The 11,746-nt window shown below is 69.7% G+C and carries 10 protein-coding genes; 7 read left to right on the plus strand and 3 right to left on the minus strand.

Annotated features, from left to right (window positions below):
- The first annotated feature begins 1 nt into the window (after position 1).
- Positions 2 to 1,624, plus strand: a complete 1,623-nt coding sequence (locus JHN63_RS15720; protein ID WP_200681701.1) for an amidohydrolase family protein — start codon at positions 2 to 4, stop codon at positions 1,622 to 1,624.
- Between the two features lies 1 nt (position 1,625).
- Here the strand turns inward: JHN63_RS15720 and JHN63_RS15725 are convergent, their stop codons facing one another.
- Together JHN63_RS15725 and JHN63_RS15730 are read right to left on the minus strand one after the other, a co-directional pair.
- Positions 1,626 to 2,462 carry a serine protease gene (locus JHN63_RS15725; protein WP_200681702.1) on the minus strand — a complete coding sequence of 279 codons (837 nt, stop codon included), beginning with the start codon at positions 2,460 to 2,462 and terminating at the stop codon, positions 1,626 to 1,628.
- Between the two features lie 103 nt (positions 2,463 to 2,565).
- Positions 2,566 to 4,359, minus strand: a complete 1,794-nt coding sequence (locus JHN63_RS15730; protein WP_200681703.1) for a P-loop NTPase fold protein — start codon at positions 4,357 to 4,359, stop codon at positions 2,566 to 2,568.
- Positions 4,360 to 4,505: 146 nt separating this feature from the next.
- Between JHN63_RS15730 and JHN63_RS15735 the strand changes: the two genes are divergently transcribed.
- From JHN63_RS15735 to JHN63_RS15760, 6 genes are all read left to right on the plus strand, one after another.
- Positions 4,506 to 5,717 carry a pyridoxal phosphate-dependent aminotransferase gene (locus JHN63_RS15735; RefSeq protein WP_200681704.1) on the plus strand — a complete coding sequence of 404 codons (1,212 nt, stop codon included), beginning with the start codon at positions 4,506 to 4,508 and terminating at the stop codon, positions 5,715 to 5,717.
- A gap of 123 nt (positions 5,718 to 5,840) precedes the next feature.
- A complete protein-coding gene (locus tag JHN63_RS15740) occupies positions 5,841 to 6,239 on the plus strand; it encodes a hypothetical protein (protein WP_200681705.1) in 399 nt (132 codons plus the stop codon).
- 105 nt (positions 6,240 to 6,344) lie between these two features.
- Entirely contained in the window at positions 6,345 to 7,424 is a 1,080-nt protein-coding gene (locus JHN63_RS15745; protein ID WP_307781897.1) for a substrate-binding domain-containing protein, read from the plus strand.
- A 13-nt stretch (positions 7,425 to 7,437) separates the two neighbouring features.
- Positions 7,438 to 8,655, plus strand: coding sequence for a toxic anion resistance protein (locus JHN63_RS15750; RefSeq protein ID WP_200681707.1), 1,218 nt, complete (start codon positions 7,438 to 7,440; stop codon positions 8,653 to 8,655).
- Positions 8,652 to 10,190 (plus strand): VWA domain-containing protein, encoded by a 1,539-nt coding sequence (locus JHN63_RS15755; protein ID WP_200681708.1) that lies wholly within the window; start codon positions 8,652 to 8,654, stop codon positions 10,188 to 10,190. The genes JHN63_RS15750 and JHN63_RS15755 overlap by 4 nt, the downstream gene beginning before the upstream one ends.
- Positions 10,177 to 10,794 carry a hypothetical protein gene (locus tag JHN63_RS15760; protein WP_374222918.1) on the plus strand — a complete coding sequence of 206 codons (618 nt, stop codon included), beginning with the start codon at positions 10,177 to 10,179 and terminating at the stop codon, positions 10,792 to 10,794. Before JHN63_RS15755 ends, JHN63_RS15760 begins: the two co-directional genes overlap by 14 nt.
- Here JHN63_RS15760 and JHN63_RS53930 read toward each other — a convergent pair.
- Positions 10,779 to 11,746: hypothetical protein (locus JHN63_RS53930; protein ID WP_200681709.1), on the minus strand; the 968-nt coding region annotated here is incomplete at its 5' end. The two genes, JHN63_RS15760 and JHN63_RS53930, sit on opposite strands and share 16 nt — an antisense overlap.

An 11,746-nucleotide genomic window follows, 5' to 3' on the forward strand; every position in this document is an offset into this window, starting at 1 on the left:
CGTGGAGCAGCTCGTCATCCGGGACGCGGACGTCGTCGACGGCAGCGGTGGACCGTCCTACCGCGCCGATGTCGTGATCGACGGCGGCCGGATCATCTCCATCGTGCAGGAGGCCGCGGCGGCGGGCTGTCAACGCCCCAAGGCGCGGCGGGAGTTGGACGCGGAGGGGCTGGTCCTCTCCCCCGGCTTCATCGACATGCACGCGCACAGCGACCTCGCCCTGCTCCGCGACCCGGACCACAGCGCCAAGGCCGCTCAGGGGGTGACCCTCGAAGTCATCGGCCAGGACGGGCTGTCGTACGCCCCCGTCGACGACCGCACACTCGCCGAGGTGCGCCGGGCGATCACCGGGTGGAACGGGTACGGGGACGACATCGACTTCGACTGGCGGTCGGTGGGCGAGTACCTGGACCGGCTGGACTCCGCTTTCGACGGCCGTGGGATCGCCGTCAACGCGGCCTACTTGATCCCGCAGGGCACGGTCCGCATGCTCGCGGTCGGCTGGGCGGACCGGGAGGCGACGCCCCAGGAGCTGGACCGGATGCGGCAGTTGGTCGCCGAGGGCATGGAACAGGGCGCGGTCGGCCTGTCGTCGGGGCTCACCTACACACCCGGCATGTACGCCAAGGACGCCGAACTCACCGAACTCTGCCGGGTGGTGGCGTCGTACGGCGGCTACTACTGCCCGCACCACCGCTCGTACGGCGCGGGCGCGCTGGAGGCCTACGCGGAGATGGTGGACCTGTCGCGGGAGGCCGGCTGCTCCCTCCATCTGGCCCACGCCACCATGAACTTCGGTGTGAACGAGGGCCGGGCACCGGAGCTGCTGGCCCTCCTGGACGAGGCGCTGGCGAGCGGCGCGGACATCAGCCTGGACACCTATCCGTACACCCCCGGATGCACAACTCTCGTGGCCATGCTGCCGAGTTGGGCGAGCGAGGGCGGCCCGGAGGCGATCCTGAAGCGGCTCGCGGACGACGACACGGCCGACCGCATCCGCCACCACCTGGAGGTGACCGGCTCGGACGGCTGCCACGGGGTGCCGATGGAGTGGGACACGATCGAGATCTCGGGGGTCACGGATCCCGCGCTGGCGGAGTACGTGGGCCGCCGCGTCGACAGTTGGGCCACGGCCCGCCACCTTCTCCTGTCCGACCGGCTCGCCCCGTCGATCCTCCAGCACGTGGGCCACGAGGAGAACGTCCGGCAGATCATGCGGCACCGCGTCCACACGGGCGGCTCGGACGGCATCCTCCAGGGCGCGAAGCCGCATCCGCGGGCGTACGGCACGTTCCCGCGCTATCTCGGCCACTACGTAAGGGAGTTGGGGATCCTGTCGCTGGAGGAGTGCGTGGCTCACCTGACGTCCCGCCCGGCGGCCCGGCTGCGTCTGCCCGACCGGGGCCTGGTCAAGGAGGGCTACAAGGCGGACCTGGTCCTCTTCGACCCCGGGACGGTGGCGGCGGGTTCGACGTTCGAGGAGCCGCGCAGGCTCCCGACGGGTATCCCCCACGTCCTGATCGACGGCCGTTTCGTGATCGAGGACGGCCGGCGGACGGACGTCCTGGCGGGGCGGTCGGTCCGTCGCAGTCCCGTGCGACGGAACGCCGACTCCCGCGGATGACCTACGGCTTGGGCAGGGTGCAGCCGGTGTTGCTGAGGGCGAGCACATTGGCCGAGGTGAAGCAGGCCGGGATGTTGTAGGTCTCCTCGGCGTAGTTGATGCCCTCGCGGACCGTCACCGCGCCGGTCTCACTGACCTCGCACGGGTTGTTGACGGTGCAGGTCTCGCCGTCCTCGTTGCCCGTGTTGTTGACGGCGACGACCTGGCCGGTGCTGGTGTCGATGACCGGGGAGCCGGAGGTGCCGCCGATGGTGTTGCAGGCGGAGGTGTAGCGGACGGAGTCCTTCCAGGTCCAGGAGCCCTCCTTCAGCCGGTACACGAACCCGTCGATGTTGCAGCTGTAGATCGTCTTCCAGTAGCCGGAGACGACCTTGATGGCGGTGCCGACGGTCGGGTGCGTGGCGCTCACGGTGAGCGGGCTGATGTTGTACGCGCTCTTGATCGCCGCGTACGTGGTGGTGGTGCGGTAGATCGTCACGTCCGTGTCGGTCATCGTCGAGTAGACGACCTGGTTGGCGCGAAGGGTGGCGACCTTGGTGCCGGCCGAGTTCAGCAGCCCGAAGGTACGGGTGGAGGACTGGCCGGTGATGACCTGACCGGCCGCCGGGAACCCGGTCTCCAGGCAGTGGCCGTTGGTCAGTACGAGCGCCGGGGAGGTGTCGGTCGAGTTCGGGAAGCGGATCACCGAGCCGGAGCAGTTGCTGAGCGAGACGGTGCCGGCGAAGTCGACGGTCACGGCCGCCGCCTTCGCTGCGGCCTGCGGCGCGGCGACCGCGGGTGCCACACCCGCCCCGACGATGGCCAGGCCCGAGAGTGCGGCAAGGAGAGGCTTCTTCATGTGGGGGTCCCCTCATTATGACGAGGCGACCGGAGATCTTCCGGCCGCCGTCTTTTGTCATGGGCATTGTGATTGTTGAGAGGGGTGGGAGCAAGGAGCTGTTTCAGGACGGGCCTTGGCGGATATCCACACATGCGCTGTAGATGTAGTGGCGCAACTTCGCGCCGTTGGTCGCGATCCGGGCACCCAGTTCGCGGCATCGTCGCTCGCGGGCCGGGGTGACCCGGCCCGTGAAGAACACCGCAGGGCCGGTGAAGATCCCCCGCTCCCGCCAGCGCGCGAGGGCGTCCAGACCGGCGTCACCGTCGACACCGCGGGCGAAGTCCGAGAGCAGCAGGTCGATCCGGGTCCGGGTGAACATCCGCTCGGCGTTCTGCGAGTCCTCGGCCAGGAGGACCTGGGCACCGAACTGCTCCAACTCACGTACGTAGGAGAGATTGTTCGCCGGATGGTCGTCCACCCACAGCATCCGGATGCCCTGGTACCGGTCGTCGGAACGGTCCTCGTCGCGAGGCCCTCCCTCCAACCTCCGCCCCCCGGCCGGCGGTTGCTCCCCGTCCGGCCCGATGGTCACGACCGGTGCCGCGCCACCCCGCTGGAGCTGCGCCAACAGTTGGTCCACCTGCGGCACCCGCAGCCACTCCTCGACGAGCCCGACGAAGCCCCGGTCCCGGGCCAACGACGGGTAGATGGTGGGAAGTTGCTCCTCCAGCCGGCCCAGGACAGCATCCCAGTCGTCCGGGCGCTCGCGGTCGGGCGGATCGAGACGGTGCCCGGACACGGCGGCCACCGTGGTGCGCCAGACCTCCGATTCGGCCGCGATCCACCGGCTGAGCACCCGCCGGGCCGTGTAGTACTCCAGGAACTCCTGGCCCGCGTTGGACGAGAGAGCGTCGCTCGCCACGAGGATCCGGTAGAACTCCGGATACAGGTACTGGAGCAGCAGCGTCCGGATGACCGCCTCCGACTCGAACCCCGCCCACACCGGGTTGAGGGAGCACTCCAGGCCGAAGCCGTTGATGAGCCGCTTGATCCGCCGGGGGTTGCGCGCGGAGCGGTCGGCGATCAGGTGCACCAGGGCGTCGTCGAGCAGCTCGCGCACCCCGGAGCGCTCGGCGCAGTGGCGGACGTAGGCCCGTATGTCCTCTTCGCTCGGCACGGGCAGCCGGTAGCTGGTCTGGAAGATCTTCTCCATGAACGCCGAGCCGGCCGGGCTCAGATCCCGCAGCAGGCCGGAGGGACCGAGGGCCGAGCGGTCGCAGCCGATCACGAACGCGAGTCCGGGCACGTCGAGGTAGGCCTTCACCGCCTCGCACACCGCGAGAACGGTGTCCTCCGCGCAGCGGTCGAGGTCGTCGATGAAGACGACGAGCAGCCGGCCCGGCCGGTGCGCGGTCGCCTCCGCCCATGTGGTCGCGAGGGCGTGCAGCTCGTCGCGCATGGTGGCGCGGGCCCTGGGGTCGACGGACAGCTCGCGCCAGAGCCGGTCGACCAGCCCGGCCAGCCCGAACGGCGAGGCGACCACGGTGAGCGTCGCCAGCGCGGCCCTGATCAGCGGGCCGTGTTCGGACAGCCGGTGCAGGGTCCGCCGCAGCAGGCGTTCGTCGAACTTCATCAGGACGGTCTTGATGAGCCCTTCCAGCGCGTCGGCGCCGGTCGCGGACCAGGCGTTGAACCACACCGTCTCGACGTCCTCGCGCCGCTCCAGCTCCGCCCGGACCAGGCACATCAGGCTGCTCTTGCCCATGCCCCAGCCCGCGTCCACGGCGAGGGTGAAGGGCGCCGCCCCGCGTGAGTTGTGGACCAGCGCGGCCAGTTGCCGGGCCGCCCGGCCGGTGCCGAGCCGGTCGACCTCCGGCGCGCTCACCGGCTCGTCGCTCAACAGCGAGAACTCCATGCTCCGCCTCCCCCTTCGGCGTGGTCAACGTACCGATTCCGGGCGCGCGCATCCGGCGAATCGCACTCCGGGGCGGAAGGGGGGGCCTGTCTCATGTGGCGGAAAGCACGAGCCAAGTCTCGTTACCGCGCCGTAAGCTCACCGACATGCAGGTGATCCAGTCGACCAAGCTCTCCAACGTCTGTTACGAGATCCGGGGCCCGGTTCTCGAAGAGGCGATGCGTCTGGAAGCGGCAGGCCACCGCATCCTGAAGCTGAACACGGGCAACCCGGCGGCCTTCGGGTTCGAGTGCCCGCCGGAGATCCTGGAGGACATCCTCCGGAACGTGTCGTCGGCGCACGGATACGGCGACGCCAAGGGGCTGCTGGCCGCCCGGCGCGCGGTCGTCATGCACAACCAGACCCTGGGCATCGAGACGGACGTCGAGCACGTCTTCATCGGCAACGGCGTCTCCGAGCTGATCGTCATGGCGATGCAGGGCCTTCTCGACGACGGCGACGAGGTGCTCGTGCCGTCCCCGGACTACCCGCTGTGGACCGCCGCCGTCTCGCTCTCCGGCGGCACCGCCGTGCACTACCGCTGCGACGAGCAGTCCGACTGGATGCCCGACCTCGCCGACGTCGAGCGCAAGGTCAGCGACCGCACCAAGGCGATCGTCATCATCAACCCCAACAACCCGACGGGGGCGGTGTACGACGAGGAGATGGTCAAGGGCCTCACCGACATCGCCCGCCGCCACAACCTGCTGGTCTGCTCCGACGAGATCTACGACAAGATCCTCTACGACGGCGCCACGCACACCCCGACCGCGAAGGTCGCCCCGGACCTGCTCACCCTCACCTTCAACGGCATGTCGAAGGCGTACCGGGTGGCCGGTTACCGCGTCGGGTGGATGTCGATCTCCGGGCCGCGCGCGCACGCCGACTCCTATATCGAGGGTCTGACGATCCTGGCCAACATGCGGCTCTGCGCGAACATGCCCGGCCAGCACGGGGTCGTCGCCGCGCTCAGCGGACGGCAGACCATCAACGACCTGGTCCTGCCGGGTGGCCGCCTGAAGGAGCAGCGGGATGTCGCGTACGAGCTGCTGACCCAGATCCCGGGGGTGACCTGTGTGAAGCCGAAGGGGGCGCTGTATCTGTTCCCGCGCCTCGATCCGCAGGTCTTCAAGGTCAAGGACGACCGGCAGCTGGTCCTCGATCTGCTGCGCCAGGAGAAGATCATGGTCGTGCACGGCACCGGGTTCAACTGGTCCGAGCCCGATCACTTCCGGGTCGTGACGCTGCCGTCGGTCGGGGATCTGCGGGACGCGGTGACCCGGATCGGGAACTTCCTGGACGGGTACGGCCAGCCGTAGAACAGGGAGCGCTCGCCGTAAACCTCCGCAGTCGGCTTTCTTCCGGCCATTTTTTCAGCCAGCATAACTTTAGACGAGATCTAAGCTAGGATGGTTTCCTGTCTGAGCACAGGAGACCATGCCATGTACGAACCGATCCGCACCAAGTCGGTCCACAGCACCCTGGCCCGCACGCCCTCCGACTTCCCTCACCGGTCGCGCGAGGAGGAACTGGACATTCAGCTCGCGGGGCACCTTGCCGCGCTGCTCGCGGTGACCGACGAGTTGCGAGCGCTCACGCCGTCCGACGAACTGGACGTGGCCGCCGAGCGGCTCGCCGGCCAGCTCACGCGGTTGCGTGGGAGCGCCTCACCGGTTCGTGCGGCTGCCTCCACTCCTACGTCCCGTGTCGACGCCCTGCACCAACGGGCGCACGCTCTCGCGGGACGCGCGCTGGTCGTCGCGGCATCCCGGGCGGACACGGCCGCGGCGATCCTGTCCGCCGAGCGGATGGACGCGCACGCGGGTACTGCCGTGGCCTGAGCCAACCCCCTCCGAAAACGGCCGTGTTGATCCGGGACCCCTCCGACACCTCCCGTTCATCCCATTCCTCGGGGAATGTTGGGTTCCGCGAGCACGCTGGCCCTTGTGAGACGTATCGCTGGAATCGTCCTCGCGGTGTTGCTGATCGGCGGAGTGGTGGCAGCCGTCGTAGCGGGCCGGGACAACGGGGACAAGGGCACGGCAACGAAGACCGTGCGTGGAGTGATCGGTTCGGAGAAGGCGGACTTCTTCGCCGATCCCGATGTGGTGAAGGCCCTCGCCGCCAAGGGCTTCACCGTGAAGACGGAGACCTCCGGTTCCTGGGCCATGGAGGGGCTGAACCTCAAGGGGTACGACTTCGCCTTCCCCTCCAGCCAGGCGCCGGCCGACGCGCTGGCCGCCAAATACACGGTGCGCCAGCCCCTGCCGCGGCCCTTCTACTCGCCGCTCGTCGTGGTGGCCCACCGCAGCGCCGCCCAGGTCCTCGCGGACAACGGGCTGGCCACGCTGGACAGGAGCCAGGACCGCGGCACCCTGAAGATGGCCGCCTATCTGGACGCGGCCAAGGCGGACCGGACCTGGCAGCAGCTCAAGGGGGCCGAGAAGCACGGGGAGTTGACCGGCACCCTCTACATCGCCACCACCGATCCGGAGACCTCCAACTCGGGTGCTCTGTACCTCGCCGCGGCCTCCTACGTCGCGGGCGGCGGGCGGGTGGCGGCCAGTAGCGCCGACGTGGACCGCACCGCACCCCTGATGCACAAGCTGATCAGCGTGCAGGGCGCCCAACAGTCCAGCTCGGACGCGCCGTTCAGGGACTTCATCAGCGGCGCCGGCAATCCGCTGGTCCTCGTGTACGAGTCGCAGGTGGCCTCGCTGCTCCTCGACAAGCAACCGGTCGGCGACCTCGTCGTCCTCTACCCGGACACCACGGCCAACAGCGACCACACCGTCGTACCGCTCACTCCGGAGGGCCGGGCGCTCGGTGAACTCCTCAGCAGCGACCCGACCTTGCGCAGGCTCGCGGTACGGCACGGCTTCCGGCCGCAGGGTGACACCGCCGAGTTCGTCGCGGCCACGGCCGCCCACTCCAGCTACCTCAACCAGACGCTGACCGGTGTCCGGCAGGCGCCCGTGCCCACCTCGAAGGTGCTGCACGACATGGCGCGCCGGGCGCGCGGTTGACCGGGGGGACCACATGAGCAGCAGTTTCAACACCAGCCAGAACAGCAGTCAGCACACTCAGAGCGGTGACGACGTCTTCACGCTCACTCCACCGGAGGCCGTGCAGGCCGTCCCGAAGGAGAAGGCCGGCGGGCTCGTCCCCGTCGACGACTCCGTCCGTACGGACATGGAGCGCAAGGCCACCGCCTATGTGGAGGGGCTCGCCGCCCTGGACGCCCGCTCGCCCGAGTTCGCGGGCAAGGTCGGCGAGATCACCGCGCTGGGCGCCGGGGAGATGCGCAGCGCGACCGCGCAGTCCAACCGCATGCTGGAGCGGACCGTGCGCAGTCTGCCCTCGAAGGGCGGGGACGCGCAGTCGCAGGTGGCGGGCTCGCTCGTCGAACTGCGGCGCGTGGTCGAGGACTTGGACCCGCGTGACCTGCCCGCGTCGAAGGGGCGGAAGTTCCTGTCCCGGCTCCCGGGCGGCAACAAGCTGCGCGACCACGTCGCCAAGTACGCCTCCGCGCAGGGCACGTTGAACAAGATCGTGGGTTCACTGCGCGGCGGTCAGGACGAACTCCGGCGCGACAACGCCGCGTTGCAGACCGAGCGGGTCCGCCTCTGGGAGACGATGGGCAAGCTCCAGGAGTACGTGGTCCTCACCCAGGCCCTCGACACGGCCGTCGAGCAGCACATCGCCGGCGTCGAGGCCGCCGACCCCAGCCAGGCCGACACCCTGCGCGCGGACGTCCTCTTCCCGGTCCGGCAGAAGTACCAGGACCTGCTGACCCAGCTCGCGGTGTGCGCGCAGGGCTACTTGGCGATGGACGTCGTACGGCGCAACAACGACGAACTCATCAAGGGCGTGGACCGGGCGGCCACGACCACCGTCTCGGCGCTGCGCATCTCGGTCATGCTCGCCTCCGCGCTGGAGAACCAGCGCAAGGTCGTCGACCAGGTCAACGCGCTGCGCGGGACCACCGAGGACCTCATCCGGGGCAACGCCGAGATGCTCTCCACCCAGAGCGGCGAGATCCAGCGCATCGCGGCCGACCCGGCGGTGGGCGCCGAGACCCTGCGCACCGCCTTCCAGCAGATCTACCGCACGCTCGACGCCATCGACACCTACAAGGTCCAGGCGACCGAGGTGATGGCGGCGACCGTGGAGTCCCTGACGTCCGAACTCCAGAACGCCAGCAGCTACTTGGAGCGCAGCCGGTCGCAGAGCGCGCTGGAAGGCGGTCTCGGATGAGACGGCTCCTCGCGCTCGCCCTCGGTACGGCCGCGCTGCTCACCGCGTGCACGTCGACACCCGACACCAAGGCCGAGACCGACAACGCCCCCAAGCCCGGCACCCTGCGCGTCCTCGCCTCCAGCGAACTCAGCGACATGACCCCGGTGTTCGACCAGGTCCGCAAGGACACCGGCGTCACGATCCGCCCCACCTACATGGGCACCCTCGACGCGGTGGACCTGCTGGCGAAGGGCAAGGTCGACGGCCAGTACGACGCGCTGTGGCTGTCGTCGAACGACTATCTGCGGCTACGGCCCGACGCGGCGAAGAAGGTCGTGTCCGAGACGCCGATCATGTCCAGCCCGGTCGCGATAGGTGTGAAGACGGCCACCGTCACTTCGCTGGGCTGGACGCCCGACAAGGTCACCTGGTCCCAGATCGAACAGGCCGTCCAGGACGGCAGGTTGGCCTACGGCATGACGGACCCGGCCCGCTCCAACTCCGGCTTCTCGACCCTCATCTCCGTGGCCTCCGCGCTCTCCGGCGCCCAGTCGGCGCTCACCGACGCGGACGTGGCCAAGGCGGCTCCCCGGCTGAAGGAGTTCTTCAAGGGGCAGAAGCTGACCTCGGGTTCGTCGGGCTGGCTCGCCCAGGCCTATCAACGCCGGGGGAACGTCGACGCGTTGCTCAACTACGAGTCCGTCCTCAAGGGCATCCCGGGTCTGACCGTGATCCGCCCGAGCGACGGGGTCGTCACCGCCGACTACCCGCTCACCTCCCTCGCCTCGACGGACGCCACGACCCGCGAGAACGTCCGGCGCGTGACGACGGACCTGCGCACCGACGCCCTCCAGAAGCTGATCACCACCCGCACGCACCGCCGCCCGGTCGTCGCCTCCGTACCGCCCGCGTCCGGCCTCGACACCAGCCGACGGCGTGAACTCCCGTTCCCCGGCAGCCAATCCGTCGCCGACGGGCTCCTCGACTCGTACGAGAACAAGCTGCGCCGGCCCTCGCGGACCGTGTACGTCCTCGACACCTCGGGCTCGATGTCCGGTGACCGGCTGTCCCGGCTGAAGAAGGCCCTCACCGATCTGACCGGGGACTTCCGGCAGCGCGAGGAGGTCACGCTGATGCCGTTCGGGTCGGCCGTGAAGAGCGTGAAGACGCATGTGGTGAGCCCGGGTGACCCGAAGGCCGGGCTCGACGCCATCCGCGCGGACACCAAGGCGCTGAGCGCCTCCGGGAACACCGCGATCTACACCTCGCTGGAGAAGGCGTACGAGCATCTCGGCACCGGCGGCGACACGTTCACGTCGATCGTGCTGATGACGGACGGCGAGAACACAACGGGCGCGAAGGCGAAGGAGTTCGACGGGTTCTACCGTCAACTGCCCGCAGCCCAACGGGACATCCCCGTCTTCCCCATCCTCTTCGGCGACTCGGACAAGGCCGAACTCCAGCACATCGCCGAGCTGACCGGCGGCCGGCTCTTCGACGCCCGACAGGGCTCGCTGGACGGCGCCTTCGAGGAGATCCGTGGGTATCAGTAGGAGGTTCCTGGGCTACCTGGAGTCCCGCAAGAACCTCACCGGCAGCGCCTGCGGGCTCGTCGGTCTGGTGCTGACGTTCGTCGGCGTGGCGGGGCCGTACTGGCCGGTCGTGGTCGTGGGGCTGTACGGCGCGGGTGCGCTGGTGGCGCCGCCGGAGCGGCCGGTGCTGCCCGACTTCCCGGATCCGTCGGCCCAACTGGAGGAACTGCGCGACGACTTCGAGAAGCTCGGCGGCTATCTGGCGGGCGTCGAGCTGCCGCCCGCCGCGGCCGGCCGGCTCACCGAGCTGAACCAGCTCCTCGCCGGGCTCCTCGATCCGCAGGTCACGCTCGACCTCGCGCAGGACCCGGAGGGCGTGCACATCCTGTCGCGGGCGATCCGGCAGGACGTGCCGGAGGCGGTCGACACGTTCGTACGGACGCGGTGGTGGACGCGGCTGGCGCCGGGTACCGAGCCGCCGGAGCGCCATCTGGAGCGGCAGTTGACGGTGCTTCAGGAGGAGGCGCGGGGGCTGGCGCGGGGACTTCGTGAGGCGGAGGAGCGGCGGCAGGAGACCCACACCCGGTTCCTGGAGGAGCGCGGGCGGTCTCAGGACAACAGGTGACCCAGCACGATCAGCACCAGGACGGCCAGGAGCAGGACGGCCACCACTTTCAGCGGACCGAAGCGGTTGCCCGGCGCGGGTGTCGGTGCGGGAGGTGCCGAAGTCGTGGGCCGTGCCGGTGGGTTGAACACGTCGTGGCCGGTGACCGCGGCCCGGGTGCACCACGGGCAGGTCGGGAGGTGGGAGCCGTAGGTGTGCAGGGGGCGGGTCGGGCAGACCCGGACCCGGGTGCGCTCCTGGTCGAGGGCGCGCAGCCAGACCTCCGGGGTGGGGCGGGCGGCGGGGGCGTGGACGCCCGCGCCGAAGGCCGTGTGGGCGAGACCCAGGAGGTCCGGCGGGAGGACCGAGGGGTCGACGGTGCCGCGCGGGATGACGACCAGCTCGGGGCGGACGACGTAGGAGACGCTCGCGGCGATGTTGTCCTTGACGGTGGACTCGGGGGTGCTGTCGTGCGGGACGCCGCCGAAGGGGTGGTTGCCCGCGGTGAGGAGTTGGTAGATCAGCACCGCCAGCGCGAAGTTGTCGCTCTCCGGGGTGGCCGCCGCGCCCGACTGGCGTTCCGGTGAGGAGTAGTCGGTGGTGTGCATGAGGCAGGGGAAGGGTTCGCCGGTGACCGGGTCGGTGAAGGCGATGGAGTCGCAGTCGAGGAACGTGACGAAGCCGTTGGCGTCCACGACGACGTTGCTCGACGAGAAGTCGCCGATGACGAGGTTGTCGTAGTGCATGCGGGCCGTCATGAAGGCGAGGTTCCAGGCGACGCCGAGCAGGAAGCGCCAGTCCGCACGGTCGCCGAACAGGCGCAGACGCTGGACGCGGGTGAACAGGCCTACCAGTTGGACGTGTTGGGGTTCGCCGAAGCGGCGCATGGCGTAGCCGAGGAAGGTGTCGTCGGGGCCGCGTGCGATGGCGGTGGGCCAGGCGAGTTCGGGGGGCTGGTTGGCGTCGGTGGGGC

This window comes from Streptomyces sp. MBT65 (genome assembly GCF_016612545.1).
Classification (GTDB): Bacteria; Actinomycetota; Actinomycetes; order Streptomycetales; family Streptomycetaceae; genus Streptomyces.